Consider the following 24,380-nt stretch of genomic DNA (forward strand, 5'->3'; position numbering starts at 1 on the left):
CCTATATTTGTTGTCCTAAAAACAAACTTATAGTGAGTCAAATCAATAAGCTTAAAATATTCAATGATCCCATTTATGGGTTTATTACCATCCCTAATGCTTTAATTTACGATTTAATACAGCATCCTTATTTTCAACGTCTAAGACGTATTTCGCAGATGGGATTGTCATATCTGGTTTATCCAGGAGCTAATCACACGCGGTTTCATCATGCTTTGGGTTGCATGCATTTGATGCAAAAGGCAGTTGATGTATTGCGTTTTAAAGGCATTGAAATTTCTAAAGAAGAAGAAAATGCGCTGTATATCGCCATTTTATTGCATGATATTGGCCACGGACCTTTTTCACATGCTATGGAGCGAAGCATTGTTGAGGATGTTCATCATGAGGAAATCTCTTTGTTGTTCATGCATCAATTAAACGATGCATTTGACGGACAGTTAGATTTAGCAATAAAGGTTTTTAAAGGAGAGTATCATCGATTGTTTATGTTGCAGCTTATTTCCAGTCAACTGGATATGGATCGCATGGATTATCTGAAACGCGATAGCTTTTATTCGGGTGTGGCAGAAGGAAATGTAAACTCAGAACGATTGATCCAAATGATGAATGTCGTGGATGATGTTTTGGTTATTGAAGAAAAAGGAATTTACTCTGTCGAGAAATTTTTGATGTCGAGACGATTAATGTATTGGCAGGCGTATTTGCATAAAACCAGTTTAGTGGCCGAATTAATTTTGACCCGCATCCTGAAACGTGCTAAAGAATTAACGTTGAAAGGAGTGGTTTTACCTTGTAGTGAACCTTTGCAGTATTTTCTTCAACATAAGGTTACAATGGATACATTTGATGCCGAGACCTTAGATTTATTTGCTCAGCTGGATGATTTTGATATTATCAGTGCGCTAAAAGGATGGCAGCGTCAAGATGATTTTATTTTGTCATCTTTGAGTAAAATGATTATCAACAGGGATTTATTAAAAATTAAATTAACCAGTGAGAAAGTACCTATTGAAGATTTACAGCCTTTAAAAGAACGCTTTGCATTGGAAAACAATATCAGCTTACTGGAAACTAATTATTTTATTTTCAAAGGAAAAATAAAAAACCAAGCTTACAGTAAGGAAGCGGAACCGATACGAATATTGAAAAAAGACAAGACGGTTGAGGATGTTATTGAATCTTCTGATCAGTTGAATTTAAAATCATTATCCAAATCTGTGACCAAATATTACATCTGTTTCCCAAAACAACTTGTGGAAATGAACATTTAAAATCTATTTTTTTATATTTTTGTGGCAATGAAATTTACAGCAGAACAAATAGCGGGGATATTAGATGGTGAAGTTGTTGGGAATCCCAATGCTGAAGTACATGTGTTATCTAAGATTGAAGAAGGGAAGGAAGGTTCGCTGACTTTTTTATCAAACCCCAAATACAATAACTATATTTATACCACCGAAGCTACAATCACGATTGTAAATAAAAGCTTTACCCCTGAATCAGAATTAAAGACAACCTTGATAAAAGTTGATGATGCTTATATTGCATTTTCTAAATTATTAGAGTTTTATGATAAGGCAAAAGGTAATAAAAGCGGAATAGAGCAACCCTCAGTTATAGCAGAGAATGCTAAATATGGTATCAACTTATATCTAGGTAGTTTCAGTTATATCGGGTCAAATGTGGTTTTAGGAGATGATGTCAAAATTTATCCCAATTGTTTTATAGGTGATAATGTTGTCATTGGAGATAATGTCACTATTTTTGCTGGGACTAAGATTTATGAGCAAACGATAATAGGAAATAATTGCGCCATACATTCCGGTTCAATTATAGGGGCTGATGGTTTTGGCTTTGCGCCAAGTCCTGACGGAACCTTCAAAAAGATTCCTCAAATAGGGAATGTTATTATAGAAGACAATGTAGATATCGGTGCTTGTACCACTATAGACCGTGCTACTATGGGTTCTACAATTATAAGAAAAGGAGTTAAACTAGACAATCAAATTCAGATTGCCCATAATGTGGAAATAGGAGAGAACACCGTAATTGCGGCTCAAACTGGCGTTGCTGGCTCGACTAAGATTGGTAAAAACGCAATGATTGGTGGTCAGGTTGGAATTGCGGGACATTTAACTATCGGGAATAATGTTCGCATTCAGGCACAATCTGGTGTGGGAAGAAACATCAAGGATGATGAAGTCCTACAGGGAAGTCCAACATTTGGGTACAATGATTACAGTAAATCATACGTACACTTTAAAAATCTACCGAAGATTGTTGCAGAATTAGAAGAATTAAAAAAACATATATTAAACCAAAAAAACGGGAATAATGGTTAAACAGAAGACTATAAAGACAGAAATCTCGCTAACAGGAGTTGGATTACACACAGGAAAAGAAGTTACAATGACTTTCAAGCCTGCTCCGGTAAATAATGGTTTCACTTTTGTCAGAGTAGATTTAGAAGGACATCCTGTTGTTGAAGCAGATGCAAATTATGTGGTAAATACACAACGAGGAACCAATTTAGAAAAACTTGGTGTAAAAATACAAACTCCAGAACATGTGTTAGCAGCTTTAGTGGGTTGTGATTTAGACAATGTTATTATAGAATTGAATGCTTCAGAGCTGCCTATAATGGACGGTTCGTCTAAGTATTTTGTTGAGGCACTTGAAAAAGCAGGAGTTGAAGAACAAAATACAAAACGTAATGTTTATGTAGTAAAAGAAGTAATTTCATTTACAGACGAGGAAAGCGGGAGTGAAATTTTAATCATGCCAAGTGATCATTATTGTGTTACTACGATGGTAGATTTTGGGACTAAAATTTTAGGTACACAAAATGCTACTATGAAAGGCATTTCTGAATTTAAAAAAGAAATCTCTGAGTCTAGAACATTTAGTTTCCTGCATGAATTGGAATCATTATTAGAAAATGGTTTGATTAAAGGAGGCGATTTAAATAATGCTATTGTTTATGTAGATAAAGAGATATCTGCAGCTACAATGGAAAATTTGAAAATTGCTTTTGGAAAAGAAGATATAAATGTGAAGTCAAACGGGATATTAGACAATCTTACTTTGCATTACCCTAATGAAGCAGCAAGACATAAACTGCTCGACGTAGTGGGTGACTTAGCTTTAATTGGTACAAAAATACAAGGTAAAGTTATCGCTAACAAACCAGGGCATTTTGTAAATACTCAGTTTGCTAAAAAGATGGCTAAAATCATAAAAATCGAACAAAGAAATTATGTTCCTGTTTATGATTTAAACCTAGAGCCATTGATGGATATTCATAAAATCATGGCTGTTCTTCCTCATAGACCTCCATTTTTATTGATTGATAGAATTATAGAAATGTCTGAAAGTCATGTGGTAGGAATGAAAAATGTTACAATGAATGAAAATTTCTTTGTTGGACATTTCCCAGAAGCACCAGTAATGCCAGGGGTATTAATTGTGGAAGCAATGGCACAAACAGGAGGAATCCTTGTATTAAGTACAGTGCCAGATCCTGAAAACTATTTAACTTACTTCATGAAAATTGATAACGTTAAGTTCAAGCAAAAGGTTTTACCTGGTGATACCCTTATTTTTAAGTGTGATTTGATTACACCGATACGAAGAGGAATTTGTCATATGCAAGCAAACGCTTATGCTAATGGTAAGTTAGTTGCAGAAGCGGAGCTAATGGCTCAGATTGCTAAAAAACAGTAAATTAAAAGTATGTAAAAACCCTGAGATATACGATTTCAAGGTTTTTATTGTATATATATAAATTATAAAAAAAAGTAGATGAATCAACCCTTAGCATATGTTCATCCTGGCGCGAAAATCGCCAAAAATGTTGTCATTGAGCCTTTTACAACAATTCATAATAACGTAGTTATTGGTGATGGTACTTGGATAGGATCTAATGTTACCATTATGGAAGGCGCAAGAATCGGAAAGAATTGTAATATCTTTCCTGGTGCAGTTATATCTGCTGTTCCACAGGATTTAAAATTTGGTGGAGAAGAATCTTTAGCTATAATTGGCGACAATTGTACGATTAGGGAATGTGTTACTATCAATAGGGGTACAATTGCATCAGGTCAAACTACTCTTGGAAACAATTGTCTGATCATGGCTACAGCTCATATTGCGCACGATTGCCATATTGGTGATAATGCTATAATTGTGAACGGTGTTGCATTGGCAGGACATGTCACTGTTGGTAAATATGCTGTAATAGGTGGTTTGGCAGCAATTCATCAATTCATTCATATTGGTGATCATGCGATGATATCTGGTGGTTCATTAGTTCGTAAAGATGTTCCTCCTTTTACAAAAGCAGCAAAAGAACCTTTGTCTTACGTGGGAATTAATTCTGTCGGACTGAGAAGAAGAGGTTTTACGACAGAGAAAATCAAGGAAATTCAAGATATTTATAGAATTTTATATCAAAAAAACTATAACACAACACAGGCTATAGGAATTATTGAAGCAGAGATGGAAGCAACTCCAGAACGCGACGAGATCCTGGATTTTATCAGAAACTCATCACGTGGAGTTATGAAAGGATATACAGGAAATTATTAAATAAAAGCTCTTGGCTCTTGGCATTAAGCTCTTAGCCTAAAAATAAATAATTAAATATAAATTGCTAATAGCCAAAAGCTAGTAGCCAAAAGCAAACAAAATGGCATCTACATCAGACATCAAGAACGGATTATGCATTAAGTACAATAATGACATATACAAAATCATTGAATTCCTTCACGTTAAGCCAGGTAAAGGACCTGCTTTTGTTAGAACAAAATTAAGAAGTTTAAGTAATGGTAAAGTATTAGATAATACGTTTTCTGCAGGGCATAAAATTGAAGAAGTTCGAGTAGAAAACCATAAATTTCAATATTTATATCCAGAAGGAGATGATTTTCACTTTATGAATACTGAGACTTTCGAACAAATATCTTTGAACAAAAATATTTTAGACTCTCCTGATTTATTAAAAGAAGGTGAAAGTGTAATGGTAAGTATCAATACAGAAACTGATTTACCTCTTTCTGTAGATATGCCTTCATCTGTAATTCTTGAAGTTACTTATGCTGAGCCAGGAATTAAAGGAAATACAGCTACTAATGCTACTAAATCAGCGACAGTTGAAACAGGAGCAAGTGTAAATGTACCTTTATTTATAAATGAAGGAGATAAAATCAAAATTGATACGGCATCAGGTTCTTATATGGAGCGCGTAAAAGAGTAAATAATTTGATGATTAGAAAATGTGATAATGGTATATTTATCACATTTTCTAATTGATACATTTTCTAATTAAATTTATGAAATTTCCAAAAGTTTACGCTCTACACGAAATTGCCACTTTAATCAATTGTGAATATGTTGGGGATGCTAATTATTTAGTATCTGGAATGAATGAAATTCATGTTGTAGAAAAGGGTGATATTGTTTTTGTAGATCATCCGAAATATTATGACAAAGCTTTAAATTCAGCGGCAACGATTATTTTGATTAACAAAAAAGTAGATTGCCCAGAAGGAAAAGCACTATTGATATCAGAAGATCCGTTCAATGATTTCAATAAATTAACAAAATACTTTAAGCCTTTTGCGGCTTCAAGTGCTTCTATTTCTTCTTCAGCTACTATAGGGCAAGGAACTGTAATTCAACCGAATGCCTTTATAGGTAATCATGTTGTGATAGGGGAGAATTGTTTGATTCATGCTAATGTTGTCATTTATGATAATACCGTAATTGGAAATAATGTAATCATCCACGCGGGAACAGTTCTTGGAGCCGATGCGTTTTACTATAAAAAGAGAGAAGACGGGTTTGACCAATTGCTTTCGGGCGGTAGGGTAGTAATAAAGGACAATGTGGGTATTGGAGCACTTTGTACAATTGACAAAGGAGTTACAGGAGATACGATCATTGGTGAAGGAACAAAACTTGACAACCAGGTTCATGTAGGGCATGACACTGTAATTGGAAAAATGTGTCTGATTGCGTCTCAAACTGGAATTGCAGGTTGCGTTATTATTGAAGATGAAGTGACTATCTGGGGACAAGTAGGTACTACCAGCGGAATTACAATAGGTAAAAAAGCTGTGATTATGGGCCAGACAGGGGTTACTAAATCTGTCGAAGGCGGAAAATCCTATTTTGGCACACCCATAGAAGAATCTAGGGAAAAATTAAAACAACTGGCTAATATTAAAAAAATACCAGAGATTTTAAATAAATTAAAATAATATGACAGCAAAGGAACTCGTTCAAAGTTTTTACAAATCAGATGCTCTTATTGACAGCGCTACTCTGAAAGAATATTTGCACGCTGATGTTACAGTGGATTGGAATAGTAGTAAAGGTTTGGTCAAACTGGACTATGATTCTTTACTAGATCTTTCTGAAGAATTGGGTAGAGCTTATGTTCGCTCCAAGATCAGAATTAGTCATATCGTTTCCGAAAATGATACGATTAGTGTACGTTATTCGCATTTTGTAAAAACAATTGAAAATCCAAGAGAGGAGATGTTATTGGCGCATTTTATAGCAATTTGGGAAATAAAAGACAATAAATTATACAGAGGTTATCAAATGAGTCAATTATCATAATTTATTTTGATAAGAAAAGGCCGCAAAATAATTTCAAAACCTTACTTTTGCAAGACAATTTTTAAAAATCACATAAAATATATATCATGAGTGTTTTAGTTAATAAAGATTCCAAAATAATTGTTCAAGGATTTACTGGAAGCGAAGGAACTTTCCATGCTTCTCAAATGATTGAGTACGGAACAAATGTTGTAGGTGGTGTAACTCCAGGAAAAGGAGGAACAACTCATTTAGACAGACCAGTTTTTAATACTGTAAAAGATGCAGTTGAACAAGCTGGAGCTGATACTTCAATTCTTTTTGTACCGCCTGCTTTTGCTGCTGATGCAATTATGGAAGCTGCAGATGCTGGAATAAAAGTGATTATCGCTATTACAGAAGGAATTCCTGTAGCTGATATGATCAAAGCAAATGCTTATGTTAAAGAAAGAAACGCTAGGTTAATAGGACCTAACTGTCCAGGAGTTATTACTCCGGGTGAAGCTAAAGTTGGTATTATGCCAGGTTTTGTTTTCAAAAAAGGGACTGTAGGTATTGTTTCTAAATCAGGAACATTAACGTATGAAGCAGCTGACCAAGTAGTAAAACAAGGTTTAGGAATCACTACTGCAATTGGTATTGGAGGAGATCCTATCATTGGAACAACTACAAAAGAAGCAGTTGAGTTGTTGATGAATGACCCAGAAACAGAATGTATCGTAATGATAGGTGAAATAGGTGGACAACTAGAAGCAGATGCTGCTCACTGGATAAAAGCTGATGGTAACCGTAAACCAGTAGTAGGATTTATTGCAGGAGTTACCGCTCCAGCAGGTCGTACAATGGGTCATGCAGGTGCTATCGTAGGTGGAACTGATGATACAGCAGAAGCTAAGAAACAAATCATGAGAGAATGTGGAATACACGTAGTGGATTCTCCAGCTGAAATTGGTAAAAAAGTAAAAGAAGTTTTAGGATAGTCCGCTATTTTAAACTAAAATATAAAAAGCCTCACATTTGTGGGGCTTTTTTATTATAAAATAGAATTAAAGAAATACCTTTGCACTTTATTAAAAACAGCTACTTTACTGCTTTAACTTTAATAATAATAAATAGAAACGAATGGTTTAGATAATCCTCACGATTTTGTGGGGTATTTTTTTGAGGAAGCCAATTCAAATAAAAATAAAACAATATGTATAAGGAATTAAAAAAATTTAAAGTTAGCGACAAATTTTCATTTGCTGCAGATGACAGTTTAGAACAAGTTTGTAATGCTTCAGAAGGAAGCGGCGTGTTTTTAGTGTATGCAGTAGCAGAAGAAAAAGAGTTGATCATGGTGGGTTCTACTGGAACTGTACAAAATGACGGAGCTTTGAAAATAAAAAATGGTGGTTTAAAAGAAAAGATTGTTGAAGGACATCAATTCGCAAAAACAGGAAGAAAATATTCTTGGCCAGCACAAATGAAAAAAGAAGATATCAGTTTGTTAGAAGTAGTTTGGTACGAAACATTCAATGACAAAACTAAAGGTATTCCAACCGCTGTAGAAGGACAAGTTTTACAAAATTTCTTAGATGAAAACGGTAGATTACCAAAATGGAATGTAGCTTTCTAGGACATTTCAATCTATATAATTATAAATGAGCTTTACTTCGGTAAGGCTTTTTTTATGCTAAAAAAGTAAAGTATTTATCGTTTTTCATTAAAGGATGTATTACTTTTGCAGCCGTTATCACGAATCTCATTATGAGATAGCAACCTGCAAAACGAGCAAGGTGCTAAAACGATAAGCCAAATCCTTTGGAAAAAATGTTGTTTCATTCCCATTTTTTAGCTTTTGTTTTTCGTCATATTTAATTCATTTTTAAATTAACTTTATGACTATTTTTTCGAAAAAAACTGGAAATCCATATGCTTTGATTCCACTGTTTGTTTTTATTTTTACTTTTTTAGGTGCCGGAATTGTATTACATGATTTTTATGCGTTTCCTTCTCCTATCGCTGTTTTAGTGGGGATTATAGCAGCCTTTTTATTATTCAAGTCTTCCACAGATGAAAAGGTAGTAACCTTAATTGCAGGTTGTGGAGAAAGTAAAATTATGACGATGTGTTTGATTTATTTGCTTGCGGGTGCATTTGCAGTGGTAAGTAAAGCAATGGGTGGTGTTGATGCGGTTGTTAATCTAGGAATCAGTACTATTGATGTGGCTTATTTTCCGTTAGGAATCTTCTTGATTGCAGGTTTCTTATCAACTGCGACTGGAACTTCTGTGGGGGCAATTGTTGCCTTAGGACCTATAGCGGTAACACTAGCAGATAAAAGTGGAGCCTCTTTACCGCTGATCTCTGGTGCTTTATTGGGCGGCTCTATGTTTGGGGACAACCTTTCCATGATTTCAGACACTACTATTGCGGCAACACAATCCTTGGGTTGCGAATTAAAAGACAAGTTCAAAATCAATTTATTTATTGCGCTTCCTGCCGCGGTGATTACCATCGTTTTATTCTTTTACTTAGGTTTAAATTCAGAGATTGTCACAGTTGAACTACCAAGAGCAAGTTTTGAATTGATTCCTATCATACCTTATATATTAGTAATTGTTTTAGCCTTGTTTGGTATAAATGTTTTTTCTACTTTAATTATCGGGACGCTACTAGCGGGAATCATAGGTTATATTGGCGGTTCTTTTACCTTTATGGAGTTTATCCAAAAGATATATGAAGGTTTTACGGGTATGACTGATATCTTTTTATTATCGATGCTTACAGGTGGTTTAGCGGCTATGGTAGAAAAAGCGGGCGGAATAAATTATTTATTACACCAAATTAAAAGACGCATTAAGAGCAAAAAATCAGCACAAGCGGGAATAGGAGCATTGGTTGGTTTTGCTAATTTAGCTATTGCCAATAACACTGTGTCAATTGTTATTGCAGGGCCTATTGCAAAGGAGATTAATGACGAATATCATTTGAATCCTAAAAAGACAGCTGCTATTTTAGATATATTCTCTTGTATTGTTCAAGGAATTTTGCCTTACGGAGCACAGGTTTTGTTGATTTTGAGTTTTGCCAACGGTAAATTGGACTTTTTTGACTTGATTAGTAGTGCTTGGTACCATTTGTTCTTATTCACCTTTACTTTAGTGGCAATTTATAGCACACATTGGGATAAATGGGTGAATAAGTTTTTGAAAATATAAAGTTTAGTTTTAATGGACGTTTATTGAAACTGAAATTTTTTTTAAGAAGGGAATTATTATATATTTGACAAGTCGTTTTTAGCCCTGATAGCAACGGAAATCCTTTTATGTTTTTTCTTAAAAACATAAAAGATTGCAGTGAATAGCAGGAATAGCTTCAAATAAATATTAAACTAATTTTAGAACATGAAATTACTGGAAGGAAAAGTAGCCATTATAACAGGCGCAAGTCGCGGAATAGGAAAAGGAATTGCAGAAGTTTTTGCAAAACACGGAGCAAATGTTGCTTTTACATATAGCTCATCTGTTGAGTCTGCTTTAGCGTTAGAAAATGAATTGAATGCCCTTGGAATTAAAGCCAAAGGATACCAATCTAATGCTGCCGATTTTAATGAAGCACAAACTATGGTTGATGCTGTATTAGCTGATTTTGGAACTGTTGATATTTTGATCAATAATGCTGGAATCACTAAGGACAATCTTTTAATGCGTATGTCTGAAGAAGACTTTGATAAAGTTATTGATGTCAATTTGAAATCTGTTTTCAATATGACTAAAGCAATTCAGAGAACATTCTTGAAGAAACGTGCTGGATCAATCATCAATATGAGTAGTGTAGTAGGAGTGAAGGGTAATGCAGGTCAAACGAATTATGCGGCTTCAAAAGCAGGTGTTATTGGATTTACAAAATCGGTTGCACTTGAATTAGGTTCTCGTAATATTCGTTGTAATGCTATTGCACCAGGGTTTATAGAAACGGAAATGACTGCAAAACTGAATGATGATGTGGTTCAAGGATGGAGAGAAGGAATTCCGTTGAAAAGAGGTGGTACTACTGAAGATGTTGCTAATGCATGTCTTTTCTTGGCTTCGGATATGAGTGCTTACATTTCAGGACAAGTTCTAAATGTATGTGGCGGAATGTTAACATAAGAAATTATAAATTTTAAATGATGAATTTTAAATTATTGAATTCTTTCCATTTAAAATTCATCATTTAAAATAAATAGAATGACAACAAACACAGTCCTACTAATTCTACTATCAATTGTAATTGCAGGAGGTTTGTCATTTTTTCAATATTTTTATAAAGCCAAAAACAAATCAAAATTGAATTTGTTTTTGGCTTTATTGCGTTTTCTATCGTTGTTTGGGATTCTGTTATTGTTGATTAATCCAATAATTACCAGAAATACACTAGAAATTATCAAACCAACTTTGGCAATTGTTGTAGATAATTCAAGTTCGATAAAGGCATTAGACGCGAATAAAGAAGCTTTAGTAGTATATGGTGCAATAACAGCTAACTCAGCCTTAAAAGAGAAGTTTGATTTGCAGTCGTATCGATTTGACGCGGAGTTTGAACCGGCTGAAGAATTTGATTTTAAAGGTACACAGACAAATCTAGGCGGAATTTCAAAAGAGTTAAGAAGTACTAACAGAAACAGTACATTTCCTACGATTCTCTTAACAGACGGAAACCAGACTTCAGGGAATGATTATGTTTATAGTTTTGATGCTACCAATAAAGTTTTTCCAATAGTTTTGGGAGATACCACCAAGGTAGTTGACTTAAAAATTAGCCAGATTAACGTCAACAAATATGCTTTTTACAAGAATAAATTTCCTGTAGAAGTTTTCTTAAATTATTCTGGAGACAAAAATGTGTCTGCTAATTTTACTATAGCACAAGGGAATTCGGTTCTAACGAAACAGAGTATTTCTTTTTCTTCTTCAAAAAGAACAGCGATCTTAAATGTTCTTTTACCGGCCAATAAAATAGGTTCTCAAATATTTAAAGCAACGATCTCTGGTGCTGAAAAAGAGAAAAACACCTATAACAACACAAAGAATTTTGCCGTAGAAGTAATTGATCAAAAAACAAATATCGCTCTAGTAACAGCGATAAATCATCCTGACATAGGTGCTTTAAAACGCAGTATTGAATCTAATGCACAACGTAAAGTAACTATTGTTAAACCTAATGCTATCAATTCATTAAAAGATTATAATGTTTTGATTTTGTATCAACCTACCGCAGTCTTTAAAGCTGTTTTTGACGAGAACAAATCGGCGGGAATAAGTACTTTTATTATTACTGGAACCGCCACTGATTTCTCATTTTTAAGTCAGCAGCAAAGTAGCTTAGCGTTTAAAATGAGTAATCAAAAAGAGAATTATTTAGCAAGTTTTAATCCTCAATTTAATTTGTTCGCCATCGATAATATTGGTTTCGAAACTTTTCCTCCATTGGAAAATGCCTTCGGAAATATAACTGTCAAGGATAATGCTTCGGTTTTACTTTCTTCTAAAATTAGAACTATGGAAACTAATTCTCCATTATTAGTCTATGCTGAAAATCAAGGAAACCGTAGTGCATTTCTATTGGGTGAAAATATTTGGAAATGGCGATTGCAAAGTCATCTTGACACACAGTCGTTTGCTAAATTTGACGTTTTTATGGATAAAACAATTCAGTATTTAGCATCCAGTAGTTCTAAAAAAGCATTGGTTGTAAATCATGAAAGTTTTTATAATTCAGGCGACGCTATCGAAATAACAGCACAATATTTTAATAAGAACTACGAATTTGACGATAAAGCACGTTTGACAATTATTGTAACAAATACGGCCACGAAGCAAACCAAAAACTACGATTTATTAAAAGGAAATGCATTCTATAAAGTGAATTTGGATGGCCTCGCAGCGGGAACTTATAATTTTTCTGCAAAAGAATTAAATTCAAAAACTAGTTATTCCAGTCACTTTGAAATTTTGGATTTTGACAGAGAAAAACAATTTGTCAATCCCGACTTAGAAAAATTAAAACAGTTGGCCACACAAACGCAAGGAGCAGTTTACTTTCCTGACCAAGTGAACACACTGATCAAATCACTTTTAGAAGATGATAGCTATAAAGCAATAGAAAAAAATACAGTAACGCGCTCTCCATTGATTGATTGGATGTTGCTGTTAATTTTAATTGTCTCATTGCTTTCCACCGAATGGTTTGTTAGGAAATACAATGGATTGTTGTAAACTCCATTTGGTTTAACCAAAACAATACAATTATGGATTTCAGATTAAAAGTGTTTTTCACCGTTGCTAACAGATTGAGCTTCACTAAAGCAGCAACAGAATTATTTATCACACAACCCGCTGTATCTAAGCACATACAAGAACTGGAAGAAGAATATAAAGTCAAGCTCTTTGACCGGACGGGGTCTAAAATTTCCCTGACGAAGGCTGGTGAGCAATTAGTAAAACATGCCCAAAGTATTTTTGAAATCTACCGTGAAATTGATTTTGAAATGAGCACACTCATAAAAGAGCAGTATGGCACGTTACGCCTAGGAGCCAGTACAACTATTTCACAATATATAATTCCGCCATTACTAGCCCGTTTTCATCAGGAAATGCAAGGTGTAAAAGTCATTTTGCGCAATGGAAACACAGAACAGATTGAAAATGCCTTATTGAATAAAGAAATCGAAACCGGTATTGTAGAAGGTCAGTCAAAAAATAAAGCAATTAAATACACTCCGTTTTTAAAAGACGAATTGGTACTGGTTTGTAATAGCGCTAACCCATTGGTAAACAGAGGAGAAATCAACAAAGAAGAGCTCGTGCAATTACGGTTTTTAATGCGGGAGCAAGGGTCGGGAACATTAGAAGTAATCGAGCATGCTCTAAAACCTTTAAAAATTAAAATGTCTGAGTTGATTGTGGAAATGCAATTAGGAAGTACTGAAAGTATCAAATCTTATCTAATGAACTCAAATTGCGTTGCTTTTATCTCGATTCATGCTATTGAAAAAGAATTAAAAAACAAGGAGTTAGTAATTATTGATGTTGATAACCTTATAATCGAACGTCATTTTTACATCATTAGTTTACAAGGAAAAACAAATGCTCTTTCGGACTTATTTATTAAGAATATTTCAAAACAATATAACTTAAAGTTATAATAGATTATTTTTTATGATTGGTTAAAGTCGCTTATACTGATGATCTTTGTGTGGTAATAATAATATAAATTTATTGTGAAAACTCAAACGGTCATAAAGAATAATAATACTACTTTTCTGAAGATAGATCCTACACTACAGAAAATTATTTTTGGAGTATTAATTGTTCTCTGTCTTTCAGGTTCAATTTCTCCTCCAATTGCTTTAGTATTGGGTTTAGTGGTGGCTAATCTATCAGGACACCCTTTTATAGAATTAAATCACAAAGCAACCAATATCTTGCTACAAGTTTCCGTTGTTGGGCTTGGCTTTGGAATGAATGTAAATAGTGAAATCTCGGCGGGAAAAGAAGGTTTTATATTCACAGTTACGTCAATATTTTGCACTTTAATTTTAGGCCTGTTTATTGGAAAATGGTTGAAAATTGATAAAAAAACATCTCATTTAATTTCATGTGGAACTGCGATTTGTGGAGGAAGTGCCATTGCGGCAATAGCTCCAGTAATAAAATCAGATGAGAAACAAACCTCTGTGGCTTTAGCAGTGATTTTTATATTGAATTCTATTGCGCTATTTTTATTTCCCGCAATTGGGCACTGGTTGCATTTAAGCCAGCAAGAGTTTGGGTTATGGTGTGCGATTGCGATTCATGATACTAGTTCAGTAGTTGGTGCCGCTAATAAATATGGTCCTGAAGCATTACAGATTGCAACGACAGTAAAATTGGCAAGAGCGCTATGGATTATTCCAGTTGCTTTGATTACCGCTATGGTTTTTAAAAATAACTCGAGTAAAATTAAAATCCCCTATTTTATAGGATTGTTTATAGTAGCAATGCTACTGAATACCTATATTCCTGAAACAATGATCGTAGCTCCTAGTTTAGTTTCAATTGCAAAAATTGGATTAACACTAACCTTATTTCTAATTGGAGCAGGTTTAAACTTCAATGTACTCAAATCAGTTGGCTTGAAACCGTTGTTGCAGGGTATTTTGCTTTGGGCTTTTATTGCTACTGCTGCCTTACTTTCTATTATGTATTTTAATTAGGAATTCGTGTAAATCTTTTTCTTTTTAATACAAAGAATTGTAGTCGGACATAATCATACATAAGCGCTATTAAAAGAAAAAAAGCAGCGACAAAAAGAGTCTTAATTTCTAACAAAGTATAGAGGAAACCTCCAGAAATACAGCCGATAAAAAAGAAGATAATAATTGATAATCTTAAGTAGATACTAGCATTCAATCTTTTTCTTTCATTTACTTTTTTGTAAAAAAACAATTGCGACAATTCTATTCCTAAATCGGTAAAAAGGCCTGTTAAATGGGTAGTTCGTACAACCGATTTTGATATTTGAGTTACCATAGAATTTTGTACTCCCATGGAAAATAGCATAGAAAAAGCAATCCATTTACCAGAATAGCTCGACAAATCACCTTGTACACCAAAAAAACCAACCAAAAGCAAAATAGTTATTTCCAGCGAAATTGGAATAACATGTGATAGATCAGGACGTTTTACGGCAACTGATTCGGCTATAAAATTAGATGTAAAAGCACCTGCTAAAAAGAAAAGAGTGAAAATAAAAAATGTAATTGCTGCAGTATAATTCTGTTTCATAACTTCCTCCGCAAAGAAAGCAAAATGTCCTGTAACATTAGTTGTCAAAGTCTTTACTGCCAACACACCTGTAATATTTACAATTCCGGCTACGAAAGACAATAAAGTGGCTAAACGTAAATTATGAATAAAAGTTCTGTTTTTTCCTTGGTGGCGAAACATAATTATGAATAAGTTATTTCTTAATTTACGTAATCTTAAACTAGATATTTTTTAATTGAGTAAAAAAAAATACATTTGTACTTCAAAAAAATAAATATAATGATAAATATCAAATTTAAGCCTACAATGTTGTTGCTAACTGCAATAATCATTGGATTTCTAACATTATCGTGGGGAATCGTCGGGCATGAAAGAATTAATAAAGCAGCTGTGATGGCTTTGCCAAAACCGCTACAGGTTTTCTTTTACAACCATATTGATTTTATAACGCAAGAATCTACTGTTCCAGATTTAAGAAAGTATGTTTTGCAAGATAAGGCAGAGAACCCAAGACATTATTTTGACATGGAGAATTTTGGAAGCGTCGATAGCTTTCCACAGTCTATGACAGAAGCCAAAAAGAAATATGATGATAAATTTTTGTCTAAAAATGGAACCTTGCCTTGGCACATCCAAGATATGATGGCAAAATTAACGCAAGCATTCAAAGACAAACGAAAATCAGAAATCTTATTTATTGCTGCTGATCTAGGACATTATATTGCTGATGCACATATGCCTTTACATACTTCTGATAATCACGACGGACAATTGACAGACCAAAAGGGAATTCACTCTTTGTGGGAAAGTAGATTACCAGAATTATTCGTCAAAGACTATAAATTTACAGTTGCTCCTGCACACTATTATGAGGACGTAAACAAAGCGACTTGGGATATGATTATGGATACCCATAGCTTAGTAGAACCGTTATTAGCGGCAGATAAAGGTTTGAGAACAGCTTTAGCTGTAAATCAAATATTTGTAACTGATGCAGATGGGAATGTGGTAAAAAACAAATATAACGGCGTGAAATATTCAAATGAATATGCTGCTAAATTCCACGCAGCTTTAAACGGGATGGTAGAAAGCCAAATGAAAAAAGCGGTAACTGCAACAGCAAGTTTCTGGTATACGGCGTGGGTAAACGCAGGAAAACCGGATCTAAGCAAGTTAGATGCTGAAGTACTTACAAAACGCAACAGCAAAGCACTAAAGAAGGATACTAGACTGTTTAAAAAAGGAGATCTTTTTGGTATGGAAAGTGATAAAGATGTGGAATAAAAGTAATCGCATTAGATAATAAATAAGCCTGTGAAACTAAATTCACAGGCTTTTTTATTGTTCTCAAATGATAGTTAAAAGTATGTACTTTATTGTATTTTGCTTTACTTTAACTGTTTTCTAACACGAATTTAAAATTACACTATGTAGACCTAATCTATTAATTTTTAATTATTAGCGGACTATTAGGTCTTAATTTTTTTGGTATTTCTTTTTCTTCAACATATCCGAAGCAGTTTGATAGAAAGCGATGGTTTCATTCACTAAATCTGTTCTTTCTTTTTTCAACGGCTTTTGATCGTAGTAAATTTGGAAATCATCTTCAACTCCAGCTTTAGGCAATAAAGTCATTTTAAATTGTTTGACTTCTTGTTTTGGTGAGATGATGGTTAAAACATTGTCCTTTATCATTCCTAAATCCTGATAAGTCGCAATCAAAGCTCGGGGCTTGTAATCTGCTTTCAGTACATCCTGACCATAAAATTTACTTTCGTAACTAAAATTCAATAACCCAAAAACAGTTGGCATAATATCGATTTGCGACATTAGGTTAGTATAATGTTGTGGTTGAACAAATCCTGGGCTATAAATCATTGCAGGAATCCTATATTTATCTACCGGAAGTTCCGTTTTACCAGCGCTAGAAGCACAATGATCGGCTAATATAACAAAGACAGTATTGGCGAACCAAGGCTGTTTTTCTGCCATTTCGAAGAATTTCTTCATCGCAAAATCAGTGTACTTAACACCACCTTCACGTGATTTAGCATCACCGCGGATATCTATTTTATCATTAGGAAACGTAAATGGCCTATGATTACTCACCGTCATGATATGATTGAAGAAAGGTTTGTTTTCCTTGGCTTCTTTATTCATTACTTTGATAGCCTTGTTGTACATATCTTCATCACAAACACCCCAAATGTTATCAAAAGTAATTTCGTTGGGTTCGAATGTTTTTTTGTCAACGATATCATATCCATTTCCTGAAAAGAAATCTTCCATATTATCAAAGAAAGCATCACCTCCGTAAAGGTATTTTACATTATATCCTTTCTCTTTAAATACACTTCCTGTTGAGAATTTGTCTTTATTGTCTTTTCTTTTTACTACACTTTCTCCAGCTGTAGGCGGGAAGCACAAGGTTACAGCTTCTAATCCACGTACTGTTCTATTCCCAGAAGCATAGAAATTAGTAAAAAGTAAACTCTGTGTCGCTAAGCTATCTAAGAATGGTGTGATATTTTGATCGTTCCCGTAGGCTTTCATAAAGTCAGCACTATAACTTTCGATAGTAATTAAAACTACATTTTTATGATTTTCGGCAGCGGCATTTTTAATTTGTCTTAAGGTAGATTCTCCAGTAATGCCAGGAATTTGTTGTCCTAATATCGCATAAACTTCCTTCTCCGGCAGAGTTTTATAAAATTTAAAATAGTCTAACTCACTATTCATAAAAGCTAAATAGAATTTATAAACACCATTGGATTGTAACTCATTTGAAAAAATATTCTGCGAATTCTCCTCGGTAGCCAAAAACGGAATCGCCAATAACGACAGACCAAACAAGACAAAGTAAATCCCTGATATTTTAATTTTTTCAACAAATGTAGGGATGCTGTCAATGTAACTTCGGGATCCTTTTAAAATAAAATAAGTAACGGTACCTGCTATTATAAATAATCCTGAAAATAGAGGAACTACTGGATAAGACTCCATTATATTTCCAATAACTTCATTAGTATAAACCAAATAATTAACCGCTATAAAGTTGTATTTCACTCCAAATTCATTCCAGAAGAAGTATTCACTGATGGCATTTTGTAAGATCAAAACAACAAATAAAAACATTACAAAGGCAAAAAGCCAATATCTAATTTTGTCTCTGTGCTTTGGTAAAAAAAGTAAAAGGCCAAATAATAATGTTTTGATTCCGACGAAAATCATCCCAATCTTCGGTAATGCACCACCATATTCATTTAGGATTGATTTTCCAGAATATATGTATGCTAAAAGCGCAACTAATAAACCGAAGATAATGTAACCGTAGGGTTTCAGGTATTTCCCATTCGATATAAAAATAAGATACAGCCATAAGAAACCAGTGGCGAGTATAAAAACAAAAACATCAGAAACGAAACCAAATGTAAAAATCTTGATGGAGTCTGTCCAAATAAATGAGGTGTCTGTGATGGGATGGAATAGTAGTACAATTCTTAGAATGAAACTAACAGCGACGTAGAAAAAAATAAGATTATAAAAAGGAGATAATTTTTTATAGAACGACATAGGTACTTGTTTTTAGGCAAAATTAAGGTATTTAGATTGATAAATGGCTTATGTTTAGCTGCTAATCATTCTTAATTTTCACTTAAGATGAGAACCAATCAACAATATTGATTTTAATTAAGAGTTACATTTGATGACGATTATATAGTGTTGAGAAAAGACCGTCTACAAAGTGGTTTTTAAGTAGTTAATAACAATCGATTTTAAATTAAAATGATGATGAAAAAAGTGATGGTATTAGTATTCCTTTTTGTGGTAAGTCTTGGATATTCTCAAGATTGGAAAACAAATTTTGACCTCGTAAAAAAAGAGGCTGTTAGTCAAAATAAGCCAATCTTATTAGTGTTTTCGGGATCAGACTGGTGTGCACCTTGCATAAAATTAGATAAGAGCATATGGCAATCTGCAGATTTTAAAGCATATGCTGCAACTAATTTAGTATTAGAGCGCGCTGATTTTCCTAAGAAAAAACAAAATCAACTGGATGCTGATATTAAAAAGCAAAATGAAGGTCTTGCTGAAATGTATAATAAAGACGGTATTTTCCCCCTAGTTGTAGTTTTAGATTCTAACGGTAAAGTATTGGGTAAAACAAGTTATAAAAATGTTAGCCCAAAAGAATATATCGAACTACTTAACTCATTTATAAAAGGATAATGATACGTAATCTATCTTTAATTTGGTTCATATTTACAGCTGTCGTGGTCACTGGACAAGTCACCCAGAAAAGAACGTTATCCATGCTGGGCAGTCCGTTTGAAATGATTGTTGAAGCAAAAGACATTCCCGAAGCAGATGCATATATAGATATGGCTGTAGCCGAAGTGTCTCGTATTGAGAACTTAATTTCAGACTGGATTCCTACGACGCCAATCTCTGAAGTCAATAGAAATGCTGGTATAAAGCCAGTTAAAGTTCCTCAAGAAGTATTTGATTTAGTTCAACGTTCTATAAAAATATCCGAATTAACCTCAGGGGCTTTTGACATCAGTTATGCCTCCATGGATAAAATCTGGAAATTTGACGGTAGTATGACTACAATGCCTACACCGGAAGAAATTAAAAAATCAGTGGAGAAAGTGGGCTATAAAAATATAATTCTAGAGGCTGAGAACAATACAATTTTCCTTAAAAAAGAAGGAATGAAATTAGGACTTGGAGGAATTGGTCAGGGATTCATTGCCGATAAAATAAAAGCCTTACTTATTTCTAAAGGTGTAATCGCCGGAATAGTAAACATATCTGGGGATATCAATACATGGGGAAAACAGCTCAATGGAGAAAAATGGAAGGTTGGAATTAAAAACCCTTTAAATAAGGATAAAATTTTTGCCACTTTCCCGCTGGAAGATAGCGCAGTGGAGACCTCAGGAAGCTATGAAAAATACGTGACGTTTAACGGCATTAGATATTCTCATATCATTGATACCAGAACCGGTTATCCCGCTTCAGGAGTAATTAGTGTCTCTGTTTTTGCTAAATCAACTGAGTTTGCTGATGCATTAGCAACTGGCGTTTTTGTAATGGGAGTAGATGTAGGATTGGATTTAGTCAATCAACTACCAGGAATCGGATGTATATATGTCGATGATAAGGGGAAAATATTTGCTTCAAAAAATATAGATTTAAAAAAATTCAACAATGAATAAATTAGCTCTTTTTATAATCGTTTTGGTTACCCTGCAATCTTGTGTTGCGGTAAAAGAATATGATAAATTATATATTAACGATCCTGACATGAAGTTAGCGGCAAAACCGTCTGAGAAATACGAAACCACTTTTCAGGTGTATCGTGAGGCTGCAGCAGGAGCAAATGGTGGAAAAACAGGTGGTGGATGTGGTTGTAATTAATATAGTAAGATGAAAAAATTAATATTTGTGCTGGCTTTGTTAATAAACATGGCTGTTGTTGCTCAAGTTAAAGATTCAACTACTACTTTTAAAAAGAGAGTTTTAGAGAATACTGAAGTAGACTTTTTACTGAGTTATTACAATCAGGATGGTACGCATTCTGCCGTGAGCGGTGGAATAGGGTCAGAAAAATTGTCTGACATAGCTTCGAATATCGTGGTGGCTGTTCCTCTGAATGATGATGATGTCTTGACTTTTGATGTGGGAATTTCGGCTTATACCTCTGCATCGTCGAGTAATATTAATCCGTTTAATGCAACGGGGGCTTCTGGAGCAGGATATGATGATAAAACGACAATTGGAAAAAATGCCGCTGCAAGTAGTCCGTATGGTACTCCTTGGCAAGCATCATCGGGAGCGTCAAAGAGTGATCAGCTCGCTTCTGTTACTGCAAATTATAGCCATAATTCGGACAATAGAAATAACATTTGGAATGCTGATGTTTCTTTTTCGAATGAGTATGATTATACTTCAGTTGGATTTGGAGGAGGGTTTACCAAATTATTTAATGAAAAGAACACCGAAATAAGCATAAAAGCCAATGCATATTTGGATCAATGGAGACCTATTTATCCAACTGAATTGCATGAATACGCAAAGTATGGAGCTAATTTTCAAAGTAACGGATTCTTTTCTGGTGTTCCTGTATTAGATCAAAATGGTACTACATCAAATGGCTATTTACCATCGGCATTTAAGCCTTATGACAAGTCAAACAGAAATTCGTATTCTGCTTCTTTTTCATTCTCTCAAATATTGACAAAAAAGATTCAAATGTCTATTTTTATGGATGTTTTACAGCAGGAAGGCTTATTAGGAACTCCATATCAACGAGTGTATTTTGCTGATAAAGCAAATTATTATATCGGACAATCTCAATATATTCCAGTATATACTACTTCAGAGAATAAAGGGGTTTATCAATTAGCCGATGACAAAGAGCGTCTACCAAGTACCCATTTTAAAATTCCGATAGGAGCACGACTAAATTTTTATATCAATGAATACGTAGTCGCCAGAACCTATTATAGATATTATCAAGATAATTGGGGTATTCAGGCACATACCGCCTCGATTGAGTTACCCATTAAAATCAGTTCCAGTTTTACTGCTTATCCTATGTTCCGTTATTATACGCAAACAGCTTCAGATTATTTTGCTCCCTATGAAAAACATCTTTCAACAGAGAAGTATTATACTTCTGATTATGATTTATCAAAATTCGACAGCAGTCAATATGGCTTAGGCTTTACTTATACTGATATTTTTACTCGCGCTAAAATCTTTGTTTTAGGATTAAAATCAATAGATTTACGATTGAATCATTACACAAGAAGTGATGGCCTTTCGGCAAATATTGGTTCTTTAGGTTTTAAATTTGTTGTGGAATAAAAAACAAGGATATGCATATTTTAATAGTGGAAGATGAAGCGGGTATTGTACAATTTCTCCAACAAGGTTTAGAAGAGGAAGGCTACCAGATCACTAGTGCTTCTGATGGATTGCAAGGATTTGAACTTATTCAGAAACAGCAATTTGATTTGATTCTTTTGGATTGGATGTTACCCAAAATGAGTGGATTGGATTTGTGTAAGGCTATTCGAAAAAAAGACACTAGCACACCGATACTGTTTTTAACGGCTAAGGACACTGTTCAAGAAACAATTGAAGGTATTAAGGCTGGAGCCAATGATTATATAAAGAAACCATTTAGTTTTGAAGAATTAGTGGAAAGGATCAAAATTCATTTTCGAAATCAAAATGAACAAGATATTCTAACTCTTGGCACAATACAGATTGATATTGCAAAACACGTTGTTTTATCTCATGGAACGGAAGTACAGCTAACCAATAGAGAGTTTAATCTGTTGTGTTACCTTGTCAAAAACAAAGGAAAAGTGTGTACCCGAAATCAAATAATTGAAGACGTTTGGGACATTCATTTTGATTATGACACCGGTGTAATTGATGTATTCATCAATGCTATCCGTAAAAAGTTAAATTTAAAAATCGAAGAGGACTACATAAAAACAGTTCGCGGTGTAGGTTATATTGCTAATGACTAAGTACTAATGCAACAATTTTCATTCAAAAACAGAATTGCCTTCAATTACATTATCACCACAGCTTTATTGATTTTTGTGGTGTTTTGTACTATATATTCAATTGTAAAATTTAGTGTTTACAACCATCTTAATAATGATATTGGGAAAGAGGTAAAGAACCACTTGAACGAAATTGAAATAAGAAATAACTCTATTTTTCTGATTCATTTGGAGGAGTGGAAAGAAAGAGAACACAACACTGTTGATGTAAATCCTGTTTTTATTCAATTCTTAGATAAGAATGGAGATTTAATTGAAAAATCCCCCAACTTAAAGAAACAAACCTTAACGCTTCATAAGAGTATTGAAGATGACGAGTTATTTGATACCAAATTATTGAATAACAAAATTCGGCAAATACAGATTCCAATATACAAACAAACCGAAAAAATTGGCTATTTATTAATCGCAATGTCGCTAGAAGACGCTTCGATGGTGCTTCAAAACTTGTCTGAAGTATTGATTATTGCTTATCCATTAATTCTACTTGTTCTTTTTTTGATTGCACGATTTATTGCTGGAAGAAGCATAAAACCGATTAGTTCTATTATTGAGACTTCTAATATTATTACCAAAGATAACTTGACTTCCAGGATTCCGTTACCTCAAAATCGGGATGAGCTTTATGTTTTATCTAAAACAATAAATAATTTATTAGACAGAATTGAAAATACCATTGAAAGAGAAAAAGAATTCACCTCTGATGCTTCGCATGAATTAAGAACTCCATTGACGGTTATAAAGGGAACGCTGGAGGTTTTAGTAAGAAAACCAAGGAACCCTAGCGAGTACGAAGAAAAAATTAATTTTTGCATTTCTGAAGTGGATAGATTAAATAATCTGGTAGATCAATTGCTGCTGTTAGCGAGATTTGAAAATCAAAAACAAAGCTTAAAAAAGGAAAAAAATTGTTTGAATGCAGTTATTCTAGATTCAATTTCAAGATATTCGAATACAATTCAAACCAAAAATATTCAAGTTACAACCGTATTTATAAAGGACTATTATATTGAAACGGATATTTATTTATTCTCAATAGTAATTAATAACCTAGTTTCCAATGCCTTAAAATATTCAGATAAAAACGCTAAATTAGCTATTACTATAACCGAAGATAATAATACAATTGAATGCAGTATAATTGATTCAGGTATTGGGATAGCTTCTCAGGACGTTGGAAAAGTGTTTAATCAATTTTTCAGATCCAATTCAACAGAGCATCCTGAAATTAAAGGAACAGGACTGGGACTATCAATCGTGAAAAAGTTATGTCTACTACTGACTATTGGTATTCAAATTTCAAGCCAGGAAAATGTGGGAACGGCAGTAATGTTAAGCTTTCATGAAGAAGACCTTAAGTAGTTCTTAAGACAATCCTTATCTATTTACTGTATTTTTGAAATATAAAATA

At 33.8% G+C, this 24,380-nt stretch carries 23 protein-coding genes and 1 riboswitch; of the genes, 21 read left to right on the top strand and 2 right to left on the bottom strand.

What is annotated here, in order from left to right:
* Positions 1-32 precede the first annotated feature (32 nt).
* The 14 genes from AAC069_RS08830 (at position 33) to AAC069_RS08895 (ending at position 14,827) form a co-directional block, all read left to right on the top strand.
* Positions 33-1,274, top strand: coding sequence for an HD domain-containing protein (locus AAC069_RS08830; RefSeq protein ID WP_339920110.1), 1,242 nt, complete (start codon positions 33-35; stop codon positions 1,272-1,274).
* 27 nt (positions 1,275-1,301) lie between these two features.
* Positions 1,302-2,345: a UDP-3-O-(3-hydroxymyristoyl)glucosamine N-acyltransferase gene (lpxD, locus tag AAC069_RS08835; RefSeq protein WP_339920111.1), complete on the top strand. Its 1,044-nt coding sequence runs from the start codon at positions 1,302-1,304 to the stop codon at positions 2,343-2,345.
* A complete protein-coding gene (locus AAC069_RS08840; RefSeq protein WP_339920112.1) occupies positions 2,338-3,726 on the top strand; it encodes a bifunctional UDP-3-O-[3-hydroxymyristoyl] N-acetylglucosamine deacetylase/3-hydroxyacyl-ACP dehydratase in 1,389 nt (462 codons plus the stop codon). Before lpxD ends, AAC069_RS08840 begins: the two co-directional genes overlap by 8 nt.
* A 78-nt stretch (positions 3,727-3,804) precedes the next feature.
* On the top strand, positions 3,805-4,590 hold the full coding sequence (lpxA, locus tag AAC069_RS08845) for an acyl-ACP--UDP-N-acetylglucosamine O-acyltransferase (protein ID WP_091088254.1): 786 nt from the start codon (positions 3,805-3,807) through the stop codon (positions 4,588-4,590).
* A 100-nt stretch (positions 4,591-4,690) separates the two neighbouring features.
* Complete coding sequence (gene efp / locus AAC069_RS08850; RefSeq protein WP_074723243.1) at positions 4,691-5,257, top strand: elongation factor P; 567 nt, start codon at positions 4,691-4,693, stop codon at positions 5,255-5,257.
* Between the two features lie 76 nt (positions 5,258-5,333).
* Positions 5,334-6,263: a UDP-3-O-(3-hydroxymyristoyl)glucosamine N-acyltransferase gene (locus AAC069_RS08855; RefSeq protein ID WP_339920113.1), complete on the top strand. Its 930-nt coding sequence runs from the start codon at positions 5,334-5,336 to the stop codon at positions 6,261-6,263.
* A gap of 1 nt (position 6,264) precedes the next feature.
* On the top strand, positions 6,265-6,627 hold the full coding sequence (locus AAC069_RS08860) for a nuclear transport factor 2 family protein (RefSeq protein ID WP_339920114.1): 363 nt from the start codon (positions 6,265-6,267) through the stop codon (positions 6,625-6,627).
* 86 nt (positions 6,628-6,713) lie between these two features.
* Complete coding sequence (gene sucD / locus AAC069_RS08865; RefSeq protein ID WP_091088246.1) at positions 6,714-7,586, top strand: succinate--CoA ligase subunit alpha; 873 nt, start codon at positions 6,714-6,716, stop codon at positions 7,584-7,586.
* 215 nt (positions 7,587-7,801) lie between these two features.
* Positions 7,802-8,224, top strand: coding sequence for a hypothetical protein (locus AAC069_RS08870; protein WP_339920115.1), 423 nt, complete (start codon positions 7,802-7,804; stop codon positions 8,222-8,224).
* A 109-nt stretch (positions 8,225-8,333) separates the two neighbouring features.
* Positions 8,334-8,429: riboswitch (SAM-I-IV-variant riboswitch) on the top strand.
* A 57-nt stretch (positions 8,430-8,486) separates the two neighbouring features.
* The gene (locus AAC069_RS08875; RefSeq protein ID WP_339920116.1) at positions 8,487-9,809 is read left to right on the top strand and encodes a Na+/H+ antiporter NhaC family protein; all 1,323 of its coding nucleotides are present in this window, start codon (positions 8,487-8,489) and stop codon (positions 9,807-9,809) included.
* Between the two features lie 186 nt (positions 9,810-9,995).
* On the top strand, positions 9,996-10,742 hold the full coding sequence (gene fabG, locus AAC069_RS08880; protein ID WP_339920117.1) for a 3-oxoacyl-[acyl-carrier-protein] reductase: 747 nt from the start codon (positions 9,996-9,998) through the stop codon (positions 10,740-10,742).
* 78 nt (positions 10,743-10,820) lie between these two features.
* Positions 10,821-12,848 carry a hypothetical protein gene (locus AAC069_RS08885; protein ID WP_339920118.1) on the top strand — a complete coding sequence of 676 codons (2,028 nt, stop codon included), beginning with the start codon at positions 10,821-10,823 and terminating at the stop codon, positions 12,846-12,848.
* Positions 12,849-12,880: 32 nt separating this feature from the next.
* Complete coding sequence (locus AAC069_RS08890; RefSeq protein WP_339920119.1) at positions 12,881-13,777, top strand: LysR family transcriptional regulator; 897 nt, start codon at positions 12,881-12,883, stop codon at positions 13,775-13,777.
* Between the two features lie 75 nt (positions 13,778-13,852).
* Complete coding sequence (locus AAC069_RS08895) at positions 13,853-14,827, top strand: putative sulfate exporter family transporter (protein WP_339920120.1); 975 nt, start codon at positions 13,853-13,855, stop codon at positions 14,825-14,827.
* Here the strand turns inward: AAC069_RS08895 and AAC069_RS08900 are convergent.
* A complete protein-coding gene (locus tag AAC069_RS08900; protein ID WP_339920121.1) occupies positions 14,820-15,560 on the bottom strand; it encodes a YoaK family protein in 741 nt (246 codons plus the stop codon). The two genes, AAC069_RS08895 and AAC069_RS08900, sit on opposite strands and share 8 nt — an antisense overlap.
* 99 nt (positions 15,561-15,659) lie before the next feature.
* Between AAC069_RS08900 and AAC069_RS08905 the strand changes: the two genes are divergently transcribed.
* Positions 15,660-16,664, top strand: coding sequence for a zinc dependent phospholipase C family protein (locus AAC069_RS08905; RefSeq protein ID WP_339920122.1), 1,005 nt, complete (start codon positions 15,660-15,662; stop codon positions 16,662-16,664).
* A gap of 192 nt (positions 16,665-16,856) precedes the next feature.
* On the opposite strand, the gene AAC069_RS08910 is transcribed toward AAC069_RS08905, so the two are convergent.
* Positions 16,857-18,953: a sulfatase-like hydrolase/transferase gene (locus AAC069_RS08910; RefSeq protein WP_339920123.1), complete on the bottom strand. Its 2,097-nt coding sequence runs from the start codon at positions 18,951-18,953 to the stop codon at positions 16,857-16,859.
* Positions 18,954-19,166: 213 nt separating this feature from the next.
* Here AAC069_RS08910 and AAC069_RS08915 point away from each other — a divergent pair, with 213 nt between their 5' ends.
* The 6 genes from AAC069_RS08915 to AAC069_RS08940 are packed head-to-tail and all read left to right on the top strand — an operon-like array spanning position 19,167 to position 24,331.
* Entirely contained in the window at positions 19,167-19,610 is a 444-nt protein-coding gene (locus AAC069_RS08915; RefSeq protein ID WP_339920124.1) for a thioredoxin family protein, read from the top strand.
* Positions 19,610-20,602 (top strand): FAD:protein FMN transferase, encoded by a 993-nt coding sequence (locus AAC069_RS08920; RefSeq protein WP_339920125.1) that lies wholly within the window; start codon positions 19,610-19,612, stop codon positions 20,600-20,602. The genes AAC069_RS08915 and AAC069_RS08920 overlap by 1 nt, the downstream gene beginning before the upstream one ends.
* Complete coding sequence (locus AAC069_RS08925) at positions 20,595-20,804, top strand: DUF4266 domain-containing protein (protein WP_074723254.1); 210 nt, start codon at positions 20,595-20,597, stop codon at positions 20,802-20,804. Before AAC069_RS08920 ends, AAC069_RS08925 begins: the two co-directional genes overlap by 8 nt.
* Positions 20,805-20,813: 9 nt before the next feature.
* Positions 20,814-22,256 carry a DUF3570 domain-containing protein gene (locus tag AAC069_RS08930; protein WP_339920126.1) on the top strand — a complete coding sequence of 481 codons (1,443 nt, stop codon included), beginning with the start codon at positions 20,814-20,816 and terminating at the stop codon, positions 22,254-22,256.
* Between the two features lie 11 nt (positions 22,257-22,267).
* Positions 22,268-22,930, top strand: coding sequence for a response regulator transcription factor (locus tag AAC069_RS08935; RefSeq protein WP_339920127.1), 663 nt, complete (start codon positions 22,268-22,270; stop codon positions 22,928-22,930).
* Positions 22,931-22,936: 6 nt separating this feature from the next.
* Positions 22,937-24,331 (top strand): HAMP domain-containing sensor histidine kinase, encoded by a 1,395-nt coding sequence (locus AAC069_RS08940; protein ID WP_339920128.1) that lies wholly within the window; start codon positions 22,937-22,939, stop codon positions 24,329-24,331.
* The last annotated feature ends 49 nt before the right edge of the window (positions 24,332-24,380 follow it).

Source organism: uncultured Flavobacterium sp., from assembly GCF_963974175.1.
Lineage (GTDB): Bacteria > Bacteroidota > Bacteroidia > Flavobacteriales > Flavobacteriaceae > Flavobacterium.

What these genes read in the sequence shown, in the direction of transcription:
- lpxD (WP_339920111.1), top strand. Translation starts at nt 1,302, where the DNA reads ATGAAATTTACAGCAGAACAAATAGCGGGGATATTAGATGGTGAAGTT.
- AAC069_RS08840 (WP_339920112.1), top strand. Translation starts at nt 2,338, where the DNA reads ATGGTTAAACAGAAGACTATAAAGACAGAAATCTCGCTAACAGGAGTT.
- lpxA (WP_091088254.1), top strand. Translation starts at nt 3,805, where the DNA reads ATGAATCAACCCTTAGCATATGTTCATCCTGGCGCGAAAATCGCCAAA.
- efp (WP_074723243.1), top strand. Translation starts at nt 4,691, where the DNA reads ATGGCATCTACATCAGACATCAAGAACGGATTATGCATTAAGTACAAT.
- AAC069_RS08855 (WP_339920113.1), top strand. Translation starts at nt 5,334, where the DNA reads ATGAAATTTCCAAAAGTTTACGCTCTACACGAAATTGCCACTTTAATC.
- AAC069_RS08860 (WP_339920114.1), top strand. Translation starts at nt 6,265, where the DNA reads ATGACAGCAAAGGAACTCGTTCAAAGTTTTTACAAATCAGATGCTCTT.
- sucD (WP_091088246.1), top strand. Translation starts at nt 6,714, where the DNA reads ATGAGTGTTTTAGTTAATAAAGATTCCAAAATAATTGTTCAAGGATTT.
- AAC069_RS08870 (WP_339920115.1), top strand. Translation starts at nt 7,802, where the DNA reads ATGTATAAGGAATTAAAAAAATTTAAAGTTAGCGACAAATTTTCATTT.
- AAC069_RS08875 (WP_339920116.1), top strand. Translation starts at nt 8,487, where the DNA reads ATGACTATTTTTTCGAAAAAAACTGGAAATCCATATGCTTTGATTCCA.
- fabG (WP_339920117.1), top strand. Translation starts at nt 9,996, where the DNA reads ATGAAATTACTGGAAGGAAAAGTAGCCATTATAACAGGCGCAAGTCGC.
- AAC069_RS08885 (WP_339920118.1), top strand. Translation starts at nt 10,821, where the DNA reads ATGACAACAAACACAGTCCTACTAATTCTACTATCAATTGTAATTGCA.
- AAC069_RS08890 (WP_339920119.1), top strand. Translation starts at nt 12,881, where the DNA reads ATGGATTTCAGATTAAAAGTGTTTTTCACCGTTGCTAACAGATTGAGC.
- AAC069_RS08900 (WP_339920121.1), bottom strand. Translation starts at nt 15,560, where the DNA reads ATGTTTCGCCACCAAGGAAAAAACAGAACTTTTATTCATAATTTACGT.
- AAC069_RS08905 (WP_339920122.1), top strand. Translation starts at nt 15,660, where the DNA reads ATGATAAATATCAAATTTAAGCCTACAATGTTGTTGCTAACTGCAATA.
- AAC069_RS08910 (WP_339920123.1), bottom strand. Translation starts at nt 18,953, where the DNA reads ATGTCGTTCTATAAAAAATTATCTCCTTTTTATAATCTTATTTTTTTC.
- AAC069_RS08915 (WP_339920124.1), top strand. Translation starts at nt 19,167, where the DNA reads ATGATGATGAAAAAAGTGATGGTATTAGTATTCCTTTTTGTGGTAAGT.
- AAC069_RS08920 (WP_339920125.1), top strand. Translation starts at nt 19,610, where the DNA reads ATGATACGTAATCTATCTTTAATTTGGTTCATATTTACAGCTGTCGTG.
- AAC069_RS08925 (WP_074723254.1), top strand. Translation starts at nt 20,595, where the DNA reads ATGAATAAATTAGCTCTTTTTATAATCGTTTTGGTTACCCTGCAATCT.
- AAC069_RS08930 (WP_339920126.1), top strand. Translation starts at nt 20,814, where the DNA reads ATGAAAAAATTAATATTTGTGCTGGCTTTGTTAATAAACATGGCTGTT.
- AAC069_RS08935 (WP_339920127.1), top strand. Translation starts at nt 22,268, where the DNA reads ATGCATATTTTAATAGTGGAAGATGAAGCGGGTATTGTACAATTTCTC.
- AAC069_RS08940 (WP_339920128.1), top strand. Translation starts at nt 22,937, where the DNA reads ATGCAACAATTTTCATTCAAAAACAGAATTGCCTTCAATTACATTATC.